This is a genomic window from Granulicella sp. L46 (assembly GCF_009765785.1).
Lineage (GTDB): Bacteria > Acidobacteriota > Terriglobia > Terriglobales > Acidobacteriaceae > Granulicella.
The window spans coordinates 32382-52170 of record NZ_LMUT01000009.1 but is presented as its reverse complement, the minus strand read 5'-3'; the positions used below and the strand labels follow the sequence as shown (position 1 = coordinate 52170).

The 19789-nt window shown below is 58.6% G+C and carries 13 protein-coding genes; 9 read left to right on the top strand and 4 right to left on the bottom strand.

Annotated elements, in window-relative coordinates; all coding sequences use genetic code 11:
- The first annotated feature begins 154 nt into the window (after positions 1–154).
- Complete coding sequence (locus GSQ80_RS06860; RefSeq protein WP_158786920.1) at positions 155–493, top strand: hypothetical protein; 339 nt, start codon at positions 155–157, stop codon at positions 491–493.
- Between the two features lie 104 nt (positions 494–597).
- Here the strand turns inward: GSQ80_RS06860 and GSQ80_RS06855 are convergent, their stop codons facing one another.
- On the bottom strand, positions 598–1467 hold the full coding sequence (locus GSQ80_RS06855) for an RNA methyltransferase (protein ID WP_158786919.1): 870 nt from the start codon (positions 1465–1467) through the stop codon (positions 598–600).
- A 100-nt stretch (positions 1468–1567) separates the two neighbouring features.
- Positions 1568–2668 (bottom strand): family 16 glycosylhydrolase, encoded by a 1101-nt coding sequence (locus tag GSQ80_RS06850; RefSeq protein ID WP_216850174.1) that lies wholly within the window; start codon positions 2666–2668, stop codon positions 1568–1570.
- 131 nt (positions 2669–2799) lie between these two features.
- On the opposite strand from GSQ80_RS06850, the gene GSQ80_RS06845 reads away from it, so the two are divergent.
- The 4 genes from GSQ80_RS06845 (at position 2800) to GSQ80_RS06830 (ending at position 9443) form a co-directional block, all read left to right on the top strand.
- Positions 2800–3390: a TetR family transcriptional regulator gene (locus tag GSQ80_RS06845; protein ID WP_158786918.1), complete on the top strand. Its 591-nt coding sequence runs from the start codon at positions 2800–2802 to the stop codon at positions 3388–3390.
- A gap of 600 nt (positions 3391–3990) precedes the next feature.
- A complete protein-coding gene (gene dnaG / locus GSQ80_RS06840) occupies positions 3991–5760 on the top strand; it encodes a DNA primase (protein WP_158786917.1) in 1770 nt (589 codons plus the stop codon).
- A gap of 190 nt (positions 5761–5950) precedes the next feature.
- Positions 5951–7387, top strand: coding sequence for a lipopolysaccharide biosynthesis protein (locus tag GSQ80_RS06835; RefSeq protein WP_216850172.1), 1437 nt, complete (start codon positions 5951–5953; stop codon positions 7385–7387).
- Positions 7388–7436: 49 nt separating this feature from the next.
- A complete protein-coding gene (locus GSQ80_RS06830; RefSeq protein WP_158786916.1) occupies positions 7437–9443 on the top strand; it encodes a glycosyltransferase family 39 protein in 2007 nt (668 codons plus the stop codon).
- Between the two features lie 394 nt (positions 9444–9837).
- Here the strand turns inward: GSQ80_RS06830 and GSQ80_RS06825 are convergent, their stop codons facing one another.
- Together GSQ80_RS06825 and GSQ80_RS06820 are read right to left on the bottom strand one after the other, a co-directional pair.
- The gene (locus GSQ80_RS06825; protein WP_158786915.1) at positions 9838–11034 is read right to left on the bottom strand and encodes an acyl-CoA dehydrogenase family protein; all 1197 of its coding nucleotides are present in this window, start codon (positions 11032–11034) and stop codon (positions 9838–9840) included.
- Positions 11035–11210: 176 nt separating this feature from the next.
- Positions 11211–12611, bottom strand: coding sequence for a glycoside hydrolase family 30 beta sandwich domain-containing protein (locus GSQ80_RS06820; protein ID WP_158786914.1), 1401 nt, complete (start codon positions 12609–12611; stop codon positions 11211–11213).
- 335 nt (positions 12612–12946) lie between these two features.
- Here GSQ80_RS06820 and GSQ80_RS06815 point away from each other — a divergent pair, with 335 nt between their 5' ends.
- The 4 genes from GSQ80_RS06815 (at position 12947) to GSQ80_RS06800 (ending at position 19755) form a co-directional block, all read left to right on the top strand.
- Positions 12947–14362 carry an NADP-dependent isocitrate dehydrogenase gene (locus tag GSQ80_RS06815; protein ID WP_158786913.1) on the top strand — a complete coding sequence of 472 codons (1416 nt, stop codon included), beginning with the start codon at positions 12947–12949 and terminating at the stop codon, positions 14360–14362.
- A gap of 305 nt (positions 14363–14667) precedes the next feature.
- Positions 14668–15915, top strand: a complete 1248-nt coding sequence (locus tag GSQ80_RS06810) for an alkaline phosphatase family protein (protein WP_158786912.1) — start codon at positions 14668–14670, stop codon at positions 15913–15915.
- Between the two features lie 66 nt (positions 15916–15981).
- Positions 15982–17232 carry a cytochrome c peroxidase gene (locus tag GSQ80_RS06805; RefSeq protein WP_216850170.1) on the top strand — a complete coding sequence of 417 codons (1251 nt, stop codon included), beginning with the start codon at positions 15982–15984 and terminating at the stop codon, positions 17230–17232.
- A 114-nt stretch (positions 17233–17346) separates the two neighbouring features.
- Positions 17347–19755 carry a DPP IV N-terminal domain-containing protein gene (locus tag GSQ80_RS06800; RefSeq protein WP_254059493.1) on the top strand — a complete coding sequence of 803 codons (2409 nt, stop codon included), beginning with the start codon at positions 17347–17349 and terminating at the stop codon, positions 19753–19755.
- The last annotated feature ends 34 nt before the right edge of the window (positions 19756–19789 follow it).

The window sequence follows — 19789 nt, the reverse complement described above, 5'->3', positions numbered from 1 at the left end:
TTCGGCGGTTCATTGAGTTTTGTGAAGGTCTGAAGAACTTTGTGAGCCGATGGAACCGCGGCACGTCTATCGACGTAGAGATGAGTGTACGAATTTCCTGAACCATGGCAGGAGGTTTGTTCGTTTGTGAATCTGTGAAAAAGAGGAATTAAATATGAAGCGTCTTTCTGCAATCACTGCCATGGTTCTAGGTGTTTCGATCATGACAAGCCAAGCGATGTATGCTGCTCCTCTGGCGATGCGCACCCCCATGCATGCGATGTTCGGCAGAGACAAGGTGGTGAAGTTCGCCCTGCACAATGCAACCGACACCCCGATCAAGGTGAAGACCGGGGATGCGGAGGTGACGCTGCCGCCCGGCAAAGATGTGCCGTTCAAGCTGCCGGTTGGCTCCAAGGTGGTGGTCGAGGAAGGTACCGGTCATTACATGCCGGGAATCGTCATCGCGGTGGTTAACAGCGACCTCAGTGACACCACGGTGAGATTGAATTAGCCGAAGAGCCTAGCGCGTCCCCAAACTGCAGACATGTTCAATCCGGCTTCGAGTTAAGAAGCGACATGTTCTACGTGGTTTCGGGACGCGCAGATTTTCAGACACTAGATATTAGTGTCCGAGCGTTCGCGCCAGAGGATCTGGCGTAAGACGCCCATCCATGTCATCGCCTCGCGGTGCGATGTGCCGAGCTGCTGGACGAGCTGGCGGACCAGGGGCTCGGAGGCATTGGCGGGGAAGCGGCGGGTGTAGCCGGTGGCGTGAAGGACGTCGAGGAGGAGTTGGGTTAGACGCTCGCGGTCCTCGGCGGTGGCGGGTGCTTCGTGGAGTGGAGGGATCTCGACGGAGGATTCGAAGCCGGAGCGGGTGAGCTCGTAGAGGCAGACGGCGACGGACTGGCCGAGGTTCATGGAGAGGTGGCGCGCGTCCTCTGGTGCGTACATGGGGATGGTGGTGAGGAGGGTGGCGTGGGAGAGCTGGTCGTTGGTGAGGCCGGTTTTTTCGGAGCCGAAGAGGAGTGCGATTTTGGCTTCGGTGGGTGAGCCTGAGAGGTTGTCGCCGGCCCAGGTCCGAGGGTCCGGACCTGGGGCACCCGGGTCCTTCGCAGACGGCGAGGGTTGGATTCGTCTTGAGCTGAGGGCGGCGAGGATGAGAGGGGCGGCTTGCTGGAGGGGTAGGATGGGTTGTTTGAGTTGGCGCTCGCCGATGGCGGTGGTGGCGAGGATTAGGGTGCAGTCGGCGATGGCGGCGGCGAGGGTGTCGTAGCGGCGGGCGGATTGCATGACGTGCTGCGCGGCTACCGCAGACTTTGCTTCGAGCTGGGCGGCTTCAAAGGGGGCGGCGAAGTCGTTGACGATGCGGAGGTCGGAGAAGCCGAAGTCCTGCATGGCGCGAGCGGCGGCGCCGATGTTGGAAGGGTTGCGTGCGCCGACGAGAACGATGGTGAGGCGGGCGCGTGCGACGGTGGAGAGCATAAGGCAGAGTGTAGAGGATAGAGAGTAAAGCATAGAGGAAAAGCGGAACGGCGGCCTTCTATGGCGTGGGTGCCAGGAGCCGTTGCTTGTTACGCGACCGTCATTGATAGACCCGCACCCAGTCGACTTCGAAGCGGGTTGGGAACTGCGTTGCCGACGGGTCGCCGCCTGCTGTGCCGCCAACCGCCAAGTTCAGAAGTATGTAATGTGGATCGCGGAAGCCGTTTGAGCCGTCACCATTTGCTGCTTTATTGATATCGACCTCGTTGAGCAGGATGTCGTCGACGAAGATAGCCATGCGGTTCTCATCCCAGTCCAGGCGCCAAGTGTGAAATTTGCTGTTCCATTCGGGATCGCCGAAGGACGCGATCGGCCTGCGCTTCGATGAAGCCCGGCTATAGCCTGGCGTCTTCCCCGCCCAAATGACGTTCGCGTTCAGGAGGCCCTGCCAAGATTCAAGAATGTCGATTTCTCCATTCCACGGCCATTCCTTGTCGCCCATCATCCAGAACTCGGGCCATAGTCCTGCTTGGCCATCGAAGCGACCGCGCATCTCGAATCGGCCATATTTCCAATTCATTATGCCGCGGGTGGTTAGGCTCGCTGAGGTGTAGTCAGCCTGTGGGCGGTTCCTGGTCCAATCCTGACTTCCGGCCTGGTAGTTTGGATTGGCTTTACGCTCGCGCCGCGCTTCGAGAATGAGCATGCCGCCTTTACAGAAGGCGTTCTCCGGTTGATACCACTGCAGTTCATTATTGCGGATGAAGCCAGTTTCGTATGTCCAGCGCTTTGGATCAGGTCTGCCATCGGCGTTGAACTCATCGGACCAGACAAGTTTGTAGCGCGTGGCGTGGAAATCGCTTTCCATCCTGAACTCTACGGCGTTGATTATGCCGCTGATGCGGTTGTCCGAATCCAGTGCCCCTTTGTAGACCGTTGTTACGGGGCCGACCATGCTGGGGGTCTTCATGGTCCAGGTGACCGTCTTGCCCTGAACAGTCCCGCTGACGGGGATCGGGCCGGCCTTGGAGGTGCATGTACCGGTGATGGCGGTGCCGGTCTGCGCGAGGGTGCATGTCTGAGCATCCAAGGTGCCGGCGTTGTCCATCTCGACGTGCCATTCTCCGCTCAAGGGGCCGTTTTGAGCGCTCGCAAACATTAAGGAGAGTAGTGCCAGTGGAACAAGCAGAAGGGATTTCACTTGATTGATCTCCAATTTTGCCAATATGGCACTGAGTGCCAATCATGGTCTACCCCTATAATGGCACTGAGTGCCATTGTTTGACAAGTCAGCAGGACCGATATGGCGGCTTTAGGAGGCGGGGGTGTTGGATGGCAGAGATGAGGCGAGATGAGAAGCGGAAGTTTGTTCGTGACGCCATCTATGCGGCGGCCATCGAGATATTTACTGAGCGAGGCTTCGATGAGACTACCGTTGAAGAGATTGCGCAAGCCGCCGGTGTTTCGAGGCGATCGTTCTTCCGCTATTTCGCCAGCAAGGATGACCTGCTGGCGCAGACGGCGATGAGCTATGGGGCGGCGCTTCGGAACGCAATTGACGCCTGCCCTCGGCAGTTTTCCACGCTGGAGGTAATCGAGGCAACGGTGCACGCTGGCGTGGAGCATGCTGCTGCGCCTGAGGCGCGGACCCGAGAGGTAGTTGAAATCGCGATTCGAAGCGAGTCCGCGAGACAGGCGTACCAATCCCGCACGAGCAGCATCGAGGACAGTTTGGCGAGCGCATTTGCGGCGCGAACGAAGAAGCGATCCACCGCTGCTGCAGAATCCAGGATGCTCGCGGGGGTGACGTTGGCCGTGATGAATGCAACTATCGCCGCGTGGTTTACAGGGGAACATAAGAATCTACCAGGTGCTGCGAGTCGAGTACTTCAGCTTCTAATCAAGACAATGAACGGAGACTGAAGGACTAGTTGCCTGCCCCAATTCTTAGAAGGAAGGGGTTGCCTATTCGGTCGGCTTTGTATCAGTTGAGGCGTCACGTTGAACTGACCCGAGATCGTGATTGCAAAAGGAAACGGCTGGCTTGTTGGCCAGCCGTTTCTTGTTGCGGTGTTGCTCGCCCAATGGTTTGGGGGTCGCTGGTTGTAACACGAGGGTGCGCAGGTTGTTGCTGTGGTCGATCGGATTTTGCGAGGTGCCGTGGAAGGGATTTGATTGGGGAGGGTTACTGATTCAGTACTGCTGGGCCGGTGAGGAAGAGGCGATCGCCGTTGGATAGGGCAAGGGGATGGGAGGCCGTGGGGATTCCAGCTTTTTAGCTAGAGGTAAGAACGGGCGCTCGCTGTGCGAGCGAGAAGCAGGTTCCTCGCTGCGCTCGGAATGACAGCCAGAAAAACAAGTGCAAAGGCAAGTGCAAAGGCAAACGCAAGGGCAGCGGCAGGGGCAATGCCAATACAGGGTTTTCTCCGCTATGCGCTGCGCGCGCTTTGGTCGAGATGACGGGGTTAGTGGTGAAGAAAGAGACGCGAGGGGAGGGGGAGACTCTACACTGGAGGGAGCGCTATGGCGGACAATTTTTCGCAGGTCGTGAAGCAGCAGGCAGACATCGTCCGGATTGTGGGCGAGTATGTGAAGCTGCGGAAGAGTGGGGCGAACTGGTCGGCGCTCTGTCCGTTTCATAAAGAGAAGTCAGGGTCGTTTTATCTGTATCCCGGGACCGCTAGCTATTACTGCTTTGGGTGCCATGAGCATGGGGACGTGTTTACGTTCGTGCAGAAGATGGAGACGCTTAGCTTTCCGGAGGCGGTAAGGGCGGTCGCGACCAAGATGGGGATTGCGCTGCCGAAGAGGGATTTTAATTCGCCGGAAGAGGCTCGTGAGGCTGGGCTGCGAAAGCAGTTGATGGATGCTCATGAGGCGGCTACGCAATATTTTGAGCAGAGCTTGAAGTCGCCTGAGGCGGCGCGGGCGCGGGAGTATTTGACGCTGCGCGGGGTGAGCGCGGAGACGATTGCGAAGTTCCGGATCGGGTATGCGCCGGAGAGCTTCAATGACATGCGGGATCGGCTGGGGAAGTTTTTCAGCGAGGAGGCGCTGCGGGCTAGCGGGTTGTTCTCGTGGAAGGAGCAGGAAAATGGGAGTCCGGGCCCGATGTATGCGCGGTTTCGGAAGCGGATTACGTTTCCGATTGCGAATGAGCAGGGGAAGACGATTGCGTTTACGGCGCGGGCGCTGGACTCGGCCGAACAGGATGCTAAGGCTGGGCCGAAGTATTTGAATTCTCCGGAGACCGCGCTTTATACGAAGGGGCAGGTGCTGTTCAATCTGGATAAAGCGAAGGCGTCGATACGCGAGTTGGATATTGCGCTGCTGGTGGAAGGGCAGATGGATTGCATCAGCGTGTTTATGGGTGGGATTGCGAATGTGATTGCTACGAGTGGGACTGCGTTTACGGAGCACCAGGTGCGGTTGCTGTCGCGGTTTACGAAGCGGGTGGTGTTGAATTTTGATCCTGACCAGGCGGGAGCGAATGCTGCGGAGAAGACGATTGCGCTGCTGGTGGAGGAGGGATTTGAAGTTCGGGTGGTGACGTTGGAGGGCGGGCTTGATCCGGATCGGTATATCAAGGAGCGGGGGATTGCGGCGTACTCGACTGCGGTGAGGGGAGCGGTTAGGTATGCGGATTATTTGATTGAGCGGGCGCAAGTGTTGTTTCCGGCGCGGACTCCTGAGAGTAAGGTGAAGGCGCTGAATATGTTGCTGCCGCATATTCGGCGGGTGCCGAATGCGATTGCGCGGAGTGACTTTGCGGAGAATGCGGCGCAGAAGTTGGGGATTGAGAGCTCGCTGATGCGGCAGGAGTTGAGGCAGGCGGCGGCGCAGCGGCTGGATAGCGTGAAGTCGGCACAACCGCGCGCGGTTACTGAGGTCGAGAGGATTTTGTTGTGTGCGCTGGTGTTGCCGGATGCGGATTCAGCGCGGGCGTTGGCGGCGGGGCGGTTGGCGGAGAATCCTGAGTGGTTTTCGGGGTTAGGGAGTGCGGCGGTGATGGAGGTGCTGGTGAATGCGCCTGCGCCTGAGAATCCTTTTGAAGCGGCGCCGGATGATGTGTCACGGATGTTGTTGGCGAGCGCGTTGCAGAGTGCGAGTGAGGAGGAGGTGTCGGCGGGGAAGGTGCAGGGGGCGTTGGAGACGCTGCGGCGCGGATATCTTGAACGGCGGTCGAGAGAGGTAAGGGTGCAGATGGCGGAGGCGCAGCGGCGGGGGGACTCGGAGATGTTGTTGAAGTTGGCGCAGGAGAAGGTGCGGCTGGATGGGGAGTTGAAGTCCTAGGCGGACGGCCGGGGGCTTCACGTGGCGGGGTTGGAGAAGCAGATTCCCAAAGGGAATGACAGAAAGAAAAGCAAGGGCAAGAGCAAAGACAGAAGCAGATCCCTGCGGGATGACAGCCAGAAAGACAAAGGCAAGTGCAGTCGATTGGTAGAATGGCGGGAATGCTTCTTTCTCGGCCGGGTGGTTGCTGATGGATGATCGGACCAAACGGCGGCTGTTTGTTGGGTTTGCTACGACGCTGGTGAGTAAGGCTGCGTCGACGGTGATCCAGCTCGCGCAGGTGCCGGTGCTGATGCACTATTGGGGCGCGACGACGTATGGCGTGTGGCTGCTGCTGACCGGGATTCCGACGTATCTGAGCTTCTCGAATGCGGGGTTCGGGCAGGTTGCGGGCAACGAGATGACGATGCTGATGGCTCGCAAGGAGCAGGATGCGGCGCTGGGAGTGTTCCAGAGTTGCTGGTGGTGGATCACGCTGGTGATGGGCATCATGGGCGCGGCGATGTCGGTGGCGTTGTGGAAGCTGCCCATGGGGCGGCTGTTCAATATCAATACCATCAGTGAACACGACATTAGTTGGGCGCTGTTCTGGCTGGGGCTGTCGGTGCTGTTCGTGCAGTTGGAGCTGCTGTTGCAGTCGGCGTACCGATGCATTGCGCGCTACTCGTACGGGAATTTTCTTAAGAGCGGATTATCGCTGGCGGCGTTTGGTGCGCAACTGGTGCCTGTGGTGATGGGGTATGGGCCGCGCACGACAGCGATGGTCTATGCGCTGGCGAACATTACCGTGACGCTGATTCTGTGCGTGATGGTGAAGCGGGATATTCCGTGGATCAGCTATGGGTGGAAGTATTCGTCATTCAAAGAGATCAAGCGGTTGACGCGGCCGTCGCTGGCATTCATGGGATTTCCGCTGGGAAATGCGTTGAATATCCAGGGATCGCAGATGGCGGTGAACTACGCGATGGGAGCGCATGCCGTGGCGGTGTTCGGAACGGCGCGAACAGTGTCGCGGCTGGCGCTACAGGCAGTGGAGATGGTGAAGAACACGGTGTGGCCGGAGCTTTCGATTGCGTTTGGCGCGGGGAATATGGAGGTGGTGCGGACGCTGCATCGGAGAGCGTGCCAGATTGCACTGTTGATGAGCTTGAGCGTGGTGGTGATTGTGGCGTTGTTTGGGCCGACGTTCCTGCACAAGTGGACGCTGGGGAAGGTGCCGTCGAGCCCGGGGCTGGTGGGGCTGTTGCTGGTGGTGGTGGTGTTCTATTCGCTGTGGTCGACGAGCTCGACGCTGGTGGCGGCGATCAATTTGCATGAGCGGTTGGCAACGGTGTACTCGTTTGCGACGGGGATCACGGTGGTGGTGACTTACTTTGCGGCGAAGAAGTATGGGTTGTTTGGCGCGGCGGGGTCGTTGTTGTTGAGTGAGCTGATTATGGATGCGTATGTGCTGCCGGCGTCGCTGAAGATCTCGGGTGACACGTGGGGTGGGTTTATGGGAGCGATGCTGCACTATCCGCAGTCGCTGCGACCGGGGGCGCTTAGGGCGCGGTTGCGGCGGCGGACCGAAGAGGTTGAGGTTGAGCTCGAGGAGCGGGGCGCGGAGGAAATTGGAAGTGAGAAGTAGGAAGTAGGAAGGGCGCTGGGGTTGGGTGCATACTGGCTTCGAGGGTGCGATGGCGGGGTTTACTCTGCAGGTTAGCCGATGGGTGCGCGGGGTTTGCGTGGGGGCGCTGCTTTGTTTGCTGGCGCTGCAGCTGGTGCATGTCGCGAACAAGACTTCGTCTAGCTGGGATGAGGCGCATCATCTTTTTGATGGGTACACGGTTTGGAAATTTGGGGACTATCGGCTGAATCCGGAGGTGCCACCGTTTATCAAGATGACGGCGGCGTTGCCGTTGCTGCATATGCAGTTGAAGGTCCCGCCGAATTTGGGTCGGCCGAATCAGACTGAGGCGTTTCTGGATGGCAAGGCGTTTGTGTGGGGGAATGGCGGCGATCGCGTGTTGTTTCCGGCGCGGATGATGTGTGCGGGGTTTGCGCTGGCGCTGGGGTTGCTGATTTATCTGTGGGCGGAAGAGATGTTCGGGTTTGTGGCGGGGATTTTTGCGCTGGCGCTGTTTGTGTTCGATCCGAATGTGCTGGCTAATGGCGCGATGGTGACTACAGATGTGGGGGCCGCGTTTTGTTTTGTGGCGGGGATGTATAGCTTCTATCGATATTGCAAGAGGCCTAGTTGGGTGCGGCTGGGAGTCGCGGCGGTGGCGCTGGGGGTGGCGCTGTCGGCGAAGTTTACAGGGATTTTTTTGGTGCCGATGTTGGTGCTGGCGGTGATGTTGGAAGGATGGATGGCTCGGGATTGGCGGGTGCTTTGGCGGAGGGCTGGGGCGCTGGTGGTGATGGGGTTAATCGCTTGGATTGTTGTCTGGGGGTTTTATGGATTTCGATACAAGGCTGCTCCTGCAGGGAAGGAGTTGAATCCTGCGCTGGCTCCTTATCTCGACAAGATGCATGATCAGCGCGATGCGCGGCTGCTGCGCGCGATGGCGAAGGTGAAAGTGCTGCCGGAGGGGTATATCTGGGGGCTCGAGAACACGAAGGAGACGGAGTGGGACGACCCTAGTTATTTCTGGGGGAAGGTGTATCGGCATGGGAATTGGGAGTATTTTCCTGTGGCGTTGCTGATCAAGTCGACGCTGGCGTTTTTGATTTTGGTGGCGCTGGTGCCGGTGGCCTGGCTGTGGGGGCTGCGAGGGCGAGGGCGGGAGATGGTGTTTCTGCTGGTGCCGGTGGGGGTGTATCTGGCGATCTCGATGAGCTCGAGTATGGATATTGGGGCGCGGCATTTGTTGCCGGTGTGGGCGTTTCTGTATGTGCTGATTGGCGGGACGGCGATGGTGTTGTTGGATCGGGATGTGCGTTGGGGGTATGTGCTGGGCGTGTTGCTTTGCTGGCAGGTGGTGACGTCGGTGAGAGTGTCGCCTGCGTATATGGCGTATGGGAATGAAGCTTGGGGTGGGCCGGCGAAGGTGGATCGGTATTTGGGGGATGCGAATACGGATTGGGGTCAGCAGTTGAAGGCGGTGAAGGCTTATTTGGATCAGCGGCATATTACGAATTGCTGGTTCGCTTATTTTCCAGATGGGTCTGTTGATCCGTCGGACTACGGTGTGAATTGCAAACGTTTGCCGACTACGGATTTGTTGTATTGGCTGGATGTGCCGGTGACTACGCCTCCGGTGATTGATGGGACGGTGCTGATTAGTGCGGGGGATTTGGAAGGGATTGAGTTTGGGGATGGGAAGCTGAATCCTTATGACCAGTTCTGGAAGGTGAAGCCGACGACGGTGATTCAGCATAGTGTGTATGTGTTTGACGGGACGTTTGCGGTGCCGCTGGCGGCGGCGCTGGTGGAGGCGCACGATGCGTCGAAGCTGGCGGATGCGGGGCAGATGGAGCAGGCATTGGTGAAGGCGCGGGATGCGGTGAGGTTGGCGCCTTGGTCGGGGCAGGTGCAGGCTACGTTGGGGGATGTGTTGTCGAAGGCAGGGAAGAAGGCTGAGGCGCTGCAGGCTTATGAGACGGCGTTGGGGATCGAGGAGAGCGTGCGGCCGGATTTGCAGGAGGAGGAGTCCGCGGGGGTGCGGGCGAGGATTGCGGAGTTGAAGGCGTCGGGAGTTTAGGTTTTGGAGCTTCTGGGTTCTCGCTTCTAGCTTCTGGCAAGGGCGGACCCTCGCTTTGCGAGCGAGAAGCAGGTTCCTCGCTGCGCTCGGAATGACAGACAGAAAGGCAAGTGCAACGGCAAGAAACCCGGGGCTAAAGCCCTATTCCTAGGTGCTGGGTATTGTCCGGGCTGAAGCCCGGACCTATCTCAGAGGCAAGTGCAAGAGCGGGTGCAAAGGCAAAAGCAGAAGCAACAGCAAAGACCAATACAAGGGTCCTTCGCTTCGCTCAGGATGACGGCGTAAAACAAGCAAGAGCAAGAGCAAGGCAAATGCGGGGATCTCTCCACTTCGCATCACAAAAACAAGGGCGTGATGCTTCGGTCGAGATGACGGAGTGGTTGTGCGGAATGCGCTAGTAGGCGGGGATGCCGGTGATGCTTTGGCCGATGATGAGGGTGTGGATGTCTTGCGTGCCTTCGTAGGTTTTTACGGATTCGAGGTTCATCATGTGACGCATGATGGGGTAGTCGTCGGCGATGCCGTTGGCGCCGAGAATGTCGCGGGAGAGGCGGGCGCATTCGAGGGCCATCCAGACGTTGTTTCGCTTGGCCATGGAGATGTGCTGGAACTCTGCTTTGCCTTTGTCTTTGAGGCGGCCTACTTGTAGTGCCAGGAGTTGGGCTTTGGTGATTTCGGTGACCATCCAGGCTAATTTTTCCTGGACTAGCTGGTGGCTGGCTATGGGCTGGTTGCGGAATTGCTTGCGCTGCTTGGCGTATTGCAACGCGGTGTCGTAGCAGGACATGGCCGCGCCGATGACGCCCCAACTGATGCCATAGCGGGCCTGGCTTAGACAGCTTAGTGGGGACTTGAGACCGTCGGAGCCGGGGAGGATGTTGGCGGCGGGCACGCGTACGTTCTGCAGCGAGAGGCCGGAGGTGACGGAGGCGCGCAGAGACCACTTGCCGTGGACGTCCTGGGCGGAGAAGCCGGGGCGGTCGGTTTCGACTAAGAAGCCGCGGATTCTCGGTTCTTTCGAGGAGTCGGCGGAGGTGTCTTCGAGCTTGGCCCAGATGACGGCTACGTCGGCGATGCTGCCAGAGGTGATCCACATCTTTTCGCCGTTGAGGATGTAGTCGTCGCCATCTTTGCGGGCGCGGGTGCGCATGCCGCTGGGGTTGGAGCCGAAGTCGGGTTCGGTGAGGCCGAAGCAGCCTAGCTTTTCGCCGGTGGCTAACTTGGGGAGCCAATGGGATTTCTGCTCGTCCGAACCGAAGGCGTGGATGGGGAACATGACTAGCGCCGATTGAACGCTGACGAAGCTGCGAATGCCGGAGTCGCCGCGCTCTAGCTCCTGGTAGAGGAGGCCGGCTTCGACATTGTTCATGCCGGCGCAACCGTAGTCGGGGAGGGTGGCGCCGAAGAAGCCTAGCTCACCCATGGGGCGGATGAGTTCTTTGGGGAAGCGGCCATCGCGATTGCAGGACTCGATGATGGGGACGAGTTTGTCTTCGATGAAGGAGCGGGTGTTGGTGCGGACGAGGATCTCGTCTTCGGAGAGGAGGGAGTCGAACGCGAGGAAGTCTACGCCTTGAAACTTGAATGCCATAGCCCAGCCATTTTAGATGACTGGGCTATGGGGGCGTGGGCGATTAGCAGATGGGCTTGGGCGGCGGGTGTTGGGTCGGGCCTACAGCCCTCGGGATTGTGGTGGGTGGTTACCTGGGCCTTCGGCCCAGGCTGTGATGGGTCGGGCCGTTGGCCCTTGCGCAAAGCCGCGGTGGATTACCAGACGTACGTGCCTACGTTGCCGGCGGGGAGGGTGGAGGTGAACGTTTTGGCGCCGGTGTGGACGTCGAAGGTTTGGGGGGTGTCGGTGATGTTGGAGACTACGAGGACTTTTTTGCCGTCGGGGGTGCGGAAGGCTACGTTGGGGAGAGTGTCGAGGTCGTTGGAGTCGATGCGGATGGAGCCGGGTGGGACGAATTTAGAGACTTGCGCGACGGTGTAAAAGGCGATGTTACGGCGTACGTTGTCGCCGTCGATGGTGAGGGCGCCGGAGCAGCCGGAGCAGCCGCCGTTGCTGGTGTGTGGGCCGTTGTTGGGATCGGCGGCGAGGTTCCAGAGAAGGACGTTCTTGCTCCAATTGCGGCTGACCCCGATCATGACGCGGGCGACTGGCTTGCTGATAGGCATGAGTGGATTGTTATCGCGCTGCGTGATGGACTGCTCGGTGAAGTAGATGTTTTTGGTGGGGAAGGCGTTGTGGACGTCGGTCATCGCGTCGACCGTGCCGCCGTAGAGGTGGAAGCCGGAGCCATCGATGTAGCGCGCTGCGGCAGGGTCTTGCAGGATGGAGAGCGGGTAGAGCGGGTGATCGAGGTTGTGGTCGTAGAGGACGATGCCGGTCTTGATGCCGGCCTTGCGGAAGGCGGGGCCGAGGTTTTCCTTGATGAAGACGGCTTGCTCGGGCGGGAGCATAAGCATGCTCGGCGTGTTCTTTTCGTTGAGCGGCTCGTTCTGGATGGTGATGGTGTCGATTGGGATGCCTTCAGCCTTCATGCCCTGGACATATTTCGTGAGGTAGGTGGCGTAGGCGGGGAAGTATTTAGGTAGAAGGACGCCACCCTGGGCGGCGCTGTTGGTCTTCATCCAGAGAGGAGCGGACCAGGGCGAGGCGAGGATTTTGATCTTAGGGTCGATGGCGAGGATCTGCTTCATGATGGGGATGACGTCGGCTTTGTCGGGGTCGAGCGAGAAGTGGGACATGTCGGGGTCGGTCTGATCGGGGGCGAGGTCGTCGTAGGAGTAGACGTGGTCGTTCATGTCTGAGGAGCCGACGGTGAGGCGGAGGTAGCTTACGCCGATGCCGTCGCCAGTACGGGTGGAGAGCTCCTGGAGGAGGGCTGCGCGCCTGGCGGGGTCCATGTGTATGAGGAGTTGGGCGCTGCCGCCGGTGAGCGCGAAGCCGAAGCCGTCGATGGTCTGGTAGGTCTTCGCTGGGTTGACGGTGATGGTCTGGGATGAGGCGGTGGCGGCGGGGGTGAAGGCGATGGGTGGTTGGAGCGCGAGGAGCGCGGAGCGATCGGGGCTGGTGAGGTAGAGGGAGACGCTGGAGGAGGCGGGAGTTTGTGCGGTTGCGGCGGTGGCGAAGGTGAGCGTGAGGAGGGCGGCGGCGAGTTTCATAGGGGCTCCTGGATCGGGTTGGAGGGTCGGATGCGGGGGAAGATCGTAATCCGAGGCGGCCTCATTCTAGACAAACGTTTGTCTGAGAAGCAAGCGGAGCGGCAGGGTTCGGGTGAGAAACGGCAGAATTGGGGCGCGAAATCTCGGGTTGGGGCGGAAGGTAGAATCGTAGGAGAGGGCTCTGCTAGAGCGTCTGCCGCGCCGCACGTTTACCGAACAAGCAGTTCGATAAGTGATATATGCGGAGAGTAGGATCGTGGGCGGATGTGCGTACGCGCCGAAAGGGACGTCGAGCTGCGAGCCACAGATTCCGATCTTTTTGGAGCTTTATAGATATGCCGACGGTTAACGCGCAAGCGAGCTATAACAACATTCCGGTGCCGCAGGACGGCGAAGCGATTCAATACAGCAACGGCACGTTTACGGTGCCTGACCATCCGATCATTCCGTTCATCGAAGGCGATGGAACCGGCCGCGACATCTGGAAGGCGTCGGTGCGGGTATTCGATGCTGCGGTGGAGAAGGCGTATGGCGGCAAGCGATCGGTGAAATGGTACGAAGTGCTGGCGGGCGAGAAGGCATTTTCGCAGACCAAGAGCTGGCTGCCGGACGATACGGTGAAAGCTACGGTGGATTTCCGCGTGTCGATCAAGGGACCGCTGACGACTCCGGTGGGCGGAGGCATTCGTTCGCTGAATGTGGCGTTGCGGCAGTTGATGGATTTGTACCAGTGCATTCGGCCGGTGAAGTATTATGCCGGCGTACCGAGCCCGGTGAAGCGGCCGGAGTTGGTGGACATCGTGATATTCCGCGAGAACACCGAAGATATTTATGCAGGGATCGAGTTTCAGGAGGGTACTCCTGAGGCGGCGAAGGTGATCTCGTTCATCAACGATGACATGTTGAAGGGCGGCAAGAAGAAGATTCGTTTGGATTCGGGTGTGGGCATCAAGCCGATCTCGATTACGGGATCGAAGCGGCTGGTGCGTGCGGCGATCAAGTTTGCGCTGAAGGAAGGGCGCAAGACGGTGACGCTGGTGCACAAGGGCAACATCCAGAAGTTTACTGAGGGCGCGTTCCGCGAGTGGGGCTATGAGGTTGCGGTGCAGGAGTTCCGCGATCAAACGGTTACCGAGCGCGAGAGCTGGATCCTGGGGAACCTGGAAGCGAATCCGAACCTGACGGCCGAGCAGAATGCGGCGATGATTGAGCCGGGGCTGGATTTTGCGGCGAAGGAGTTTCAGGACGCGGTGGTGAAGGAAGTGAAGGACACGGTTGCGAGCATTGGAGCGACGCATGGCAATGGTCAATGGAAGAAGAAGCTGCTGGTGAACGATCGCATTGCGGATTCGATCTTCCAGCAGATTATTATTCGTCCGGCCGATTACAGCGTGCTGGCGACGACGAATCTGAACGGCGACTACATCTCGGATGCAGCAGCAGCGCAGGTGGGTGGGCTGGGCATTGCGCCGGGCGCGAACGTTGGCGACGGGTATGCGGTGTTCGAGGCCACGCACGGAACGGCTCCGAAGTATGCGGACCTGGACGTGATTAATCCGGGGTCGGTAATTTTGTCGGGCGTGATGCTGTTTGACTTCATTGGATGGAAGGAAGCGGCGCGCCTGATTGAGTCGTCGATGGAGAAGACGATTGCGCAGAAGTATGTGACGTACGACTTTGAGCGACAGATGCAGGGTGCGACGAAGGCGAAGACGAGTGAGTTTGCTACTCGGATGATTGAGAATATGTAGGGTTTGGCGACAGGCCAGTGAGGCGCGCGCTTGACGAGAGATCGTTGAGCGCGCGTTTGATTTAAGGATGGGTGCGAATTGGCAATGCTGATGGTGGGAGCTTCGGAACGCTCTCGCGGGAAAGGCAGTGTCTGGATTACGTTGGCCCATGAAATTCGCGTAAAAATCAGACCCCTCTGAGTGGTTGTTCACACCAGCTCCGCAACAGCGCTGTTATTTTCCGTTTATCAGAACACTCACGATGCATGTGTTCGCTCTATAGCGCGCGACCCCATTGGTTGAAACGACGGGGTTGAGGAGATTTAATGTCTGAACGATTGATGGCCAATAAGCCGTATTTGTCGGTTTGTGCAGGGATTGCCTTGATGCTTGTCAATGGCCTTACTGCGTGTTCCAGTGTCAGCCCTGCTGCGCCGGTGGTGGAGCCTTCGCCGGTCACAGGGGTCGTAAAGCACGTCTTTATGATTGTGCTCGAAAACAAGAGCTTTTCTACGACCTTCGGATCCACGTCGCCGGTGCCGTATCTCACCCAGACGCTAGCAAGCGAGGGAGCGCAGCTCAGCGGGTACTATGGCACCGGCCATGTGAGTCTCGACAACTACGTCTCGATGATCAGCGGGCAGGCCGGCACGCCCCAGACGATCTCCGATTGCCAAACGTATGCTGATTTCACGGCGACGAGCAGTACCCCGGCGGCAGATGGCCAAGTCCTGGGCAGTGGCTGTGTTTATCCGGCGAGCGTTCTCACGCTTGCCGACCAGATGAAGGCGGCGAACCTGACGTGGAAAGGCTACATGGGCGATATGGGGAATGATCCTGCTCGCGAGAGCGCGACCTGCGGGCATCCCACGTTGAACACACAAGACCTCACACAGGTTGCAGAGGCGCCAAGCACGGCAGTTCCGCTTGGTGACATGTATGCAACGCGCCACAATCCGTTCATGTACTTCCACTCCATTATCGATTCGTCGGATTGCGGGACGCACGTCGTAAATATGGAACAGAATCTGGCCAACGATCTGAAGTCGGTGTCCACGACGGCGAATCTCACATTCATCACGCCGAACCTGTGTGATGACGGGCACGACGCTCCCTGCGCCAATGGAGCGGCTGGCGGTTATACCAGCATGAATGCGTTTCTGACCAAATGGATTCCGATCATTATGGCATCGCCGGCCTACCAGGCGGACGGGTTGCTGATCATCAATTTTGACGAGAGTAACTATGTCACCACGGTGAGCGGCAGTACGGTCACGATCACGTTTCCGGGAGACTTCTGCTGTGGCGAGACACTCGGTCCGAATCTCGCTCCCTATCCACAGACTCAGTCTGCCGGAGGTTACAACCTGGTGTACGGCAACTACGGTGGAGACCAGACCGGCGCTATCCTGTTGTCGCCGTTTATCAAACCGGGGACTGTATCCAAGGTGCCGTACAACCACTATTCCATGCTGAAAACGGTGGAGAACATCTTTAACCTGCCTCTGCTTGGAAACGCGCAGGCGAGTGGGCTGGTTCCTCTCGGGACTGACGTCTTCACGAATGTTCCGTAGAGCGCTACCTAAAGCGAGGATGGCCTTCATCGCGTCGATGGAGGCCATCTTGCTCAGAAACCTTGCATGCAGTCCATCAAATTATCCCTCATCGTTTTCATGATTGCCGTGCTGTGCGGCGGTGTATGCGGCCATGCGGGTCATGCGGCTTCCAGCGCTCACGGCTCCTCTCCTAACCATGGTGCGCTTCCGCGGTTATCAGGGCGGGCTCTTGTGGGGCGAGAGATTTTCTTCGATGCGAGGCTTTCGTCCTCGGGGAAGCTGAGTTGCGGGAGCTGTCATAGCGCGGCCCATGCCTATGGGCCTCCCAATGCGCTGTCCGTGCAGCTGGGAGGGCGCTCGCTTCATATGGTTGGTCTGCGTGCGGTGCCCTCTTTGCGTTATACGCTGGCGCGGACGCCGATTTGGGCGCATCCACGGCCGACAAGCCTGGCGGAACGGATCGCGGAAAAAGACGACGTCCCGGCTGGAGGCTTCGCTTGGGATGGACGTTTCGATACATTGCATGAGCAGGCTGCGTTTCCCTTGCTGGCGGCGTCGGAGATGGCGTCGAGTAAAGAACTGGTAGTGCGGAGGATTGAAGAAGGGCCGTACGCAGAGTTATTCCGCGAGGCCTTTGGGCAGGATAGCTTCGCGAGCACGGACAAGGCGTTTGCGTTTGCGCTGCTCGCGCTGGAACGGTTTGAGCTCGAAGATCCCAGCTTTCATCCTTATTCCAGCAAATACGATCGCTATCTGGATGGGAAGGCGGCGCTGACAGCCCAGGAGCAGCGCGGCCTTGCTCTGTTTAATGATGGCGCCCGCGGCAACTGCGCTTCCTGCCATCTCTCTGCGCCAGGTGCGGATGGGTCGCATCCACTTTTCACTGATTTTCAGTTTGAGGCGATCGGAGTTCCTCGCAATGGGACGATTCCAGCCAACCGCGACAGCAAGTTCTATGACATGGGTCTCTGCGGCCCGATTCGAACGAACCAACGCGATTCAAGCTACTGCGGGATGTTCAAGACTCCCACGCTGCGTAACGTTGCAACACGGCAGGTTTTCTTTCACAACGGGCGATTTCACACGCTTAAGGAGGCTCTTCGTTTCTATGTGGAGCGGGATACGAATCCGGGCGAATGGTATCCGCGTAGCCACAATGGAGACGGGAATGCGTTTAATGATCTGCCGGTTGCGTTGCGTTCGAATGTCGACAAGATCACACCGCCCTTCTCTGGTGGTAAGAACAAACGACCGGTCTGGAATGATGATGAAATCGACGACGTTATCGCGTTTCTAGGGACGCTCAGTGACGACGACCAGGTTTCCAATCACTGATATGGCATGGGCGGGTTCGCGTTGGGGTGGGGTTTTGGGCTAGGCTGATTGAACTGCTGTTTACCCAAAAATTCTTTGGATCGGATCTCGTTCGCTATGTGGAATCGTTCGTCGTTGGCTGCTGCGGTTGTGTTAGCTGGTGTGGCATTGGGGACGCTGCCGGGGTCGGCGCAGAAGGTTTATACGAAGCAGGACTATACGCAGGCGGAGCGGTGGATGTCGTACAACGTGACGGGGCTGGTGCACCACACGATTCGCGGGATTAGCTATCTGCCGAGTGGGAGGGTGTTCTATCGCGACCCTGGTGTGGGCGGGACCGCGTACATGATTGCTGATGCGGAGAAGGGGACGGTTGCTCCGGCGTTTGATAACGGGAAGCTGGCGGCGGCGCTGAATAAGGCGAATGCAGATTCGAAGGCGACGGCGGAGAAGCTGGGGGTTACCGAGTACAAGGAGATGCCGGGCGGAGGGTTCTCGGTGACGACGAGTGAGGGCGTGTTCGATTGCGATGCGACTGTGACTGCTTGCACGGAGGAGCCGAAGCCGCCTAGTGAAGAGGCGACTGCAGAGAAACCGGGATCCAAGCCTGCGGCAAAAAAGGTGATTGCGCGGCGGCATGCGGGCGATGTGAATCTTTCGCCGGATAAGAAGGTGGCGGCGTTCATTCGCGACAACAATTTGTGGGTGAAGGTAGTAGCGACGGGTGAGGAGCGGCAGCTGACGACCGATGGCGTCGAAGACTTTGGGTATGCGACGGATAATGCGGGATGGCAGCATTCGGATGGAGCGATCCTGACGTGGTCGGACGATGGGAAGAAGATTGCTACGTTTCAGCAGGACCAACGGAAGACGGGGTACATGTATTTGGTGCCGGTGACGAATCGCCATCCGAAGCTTGAGGCCTGGCGGTATCCGCTGGTGGGGGATAAGGATGTCACGATGATTGAGCCGGTGGTGATCGACGTGGCGACGGGGAAGGTGGTGCGGCTGAAGCTACCGCCTATGGAGCATCGCAGCATGGAGTGCGATGACGTTAGCTGCGCCGGAGATGGGAAGTGGAGCGATGTCGAGTTTTCACCAGATGGGGCGCGGCTGGCGTTTGTATCGACGTCGCGGGACCACAAGGATGAGTGGGTGAAGGTGGCCGATACGGCTACGGGCGAGGTGCGGGATGTCTATACCGAGCATGTGGACACGTACTACGGCTGGCAGGCGAACAACGACTGGAAGGTGTTGTGGGATTCGAATGAGTTTTTGTGGGCGAGCGAGCGCAGCAACTGGGCGCAGTATTATCTGTATGACCTGACGACTGGTGCGCTGAAAAATGAAGTGACGCACGGGGATGGGCCGGTGGCCGAGGTGAAGGCTGTCGATGAAAAGAACCGCGTGCTGTATTTCACGGCTACGGGCAAGATGAAAGGGCAGGATCCTTACTACGTGAATTATTTCCGCGTGGATCTGAATGGGAAGCATCAGACGCTGTTGACGCCGGAGGATGCGACGCATGAGGTGACGGCGGCGGCGGATGGAAGTTCATTTGTGGATGTGTACTCGACTGTTGATACGCCGCGGACTGCGGTGCTGCGCGATGGGAAGAAGGGATCGGTACTGGTGACGCTGGCGAAGCAGGATGCCTCGCAGCTGCTGGCGGCGGGATGGAAGCCGCCGATGCGGGTGGCTCTGAAGGCGCACGACGGGAAGACGCAGGTGTATGGGTTTGTATTCAAGCCGACGGACTTCGATGCGTCGAAGAAGTATCCAGTGATTGATTACGTGTATCCGGGACCGCAGGACGGGGCGTGCTCGTTGCTTGGGACGGGATTCGAGGCTTCGCGCGGGGATTTGCAATCGATGGCGGATCTGGGGTTCGTGGTGGTGTGCATTGACGGGATGGGGAATCCGCATCGGTCAAAGAGCTTCCACGATACGGATGCATCGAAGCCTCAGGATATGGGGGATGACACGATTGCGGACCAGGTGTCGGGGATCAAGGACCTGGGTTCGCGGTATCCGTGGATTGATCTGGATCGCGTGGGAATCACGGGGCATTCGGGCGGCGGCAATGCTACGGTGTCGGCGCTGTTTCACTATCCGGATTTCTTCAAGGTGGGATGGGCGGAGAGCGGCAATCATGACCAGCGGGAGTATGAGGACGACTGGGATGAGCGCTGGGCTGGGCTCGAGGTGTTGGGGCCGGATGGAGCGGATAACTATTCGGTGCAGGCGAACCAAGAGTATGCGAAGAATCTGAAGGGGCACCTGATGCTGGCGCACGGAACGATGGATGATAACGTTCCACCGAATAATACGCTGCTGGTGGTCGATGCGCTGATCAAGGCGAACAAGGATTTCGACATGCTGCTGATCCCGAATGTGCATCATGGCTACGCGGCTGCTTCGCCGTATGTGATGAAGCGTAAGTGGGATTATTTTGTGCGGTACCTGGCGGGAGGGACACCGGCGATGGACTTTGTGCCGAAGTCTTATGACGAGTTGGTGAAGGCGTACTATGCGGCGCAGTGAAGCAGGGGATAGGGTGTAGAGGATAGAGAGGACG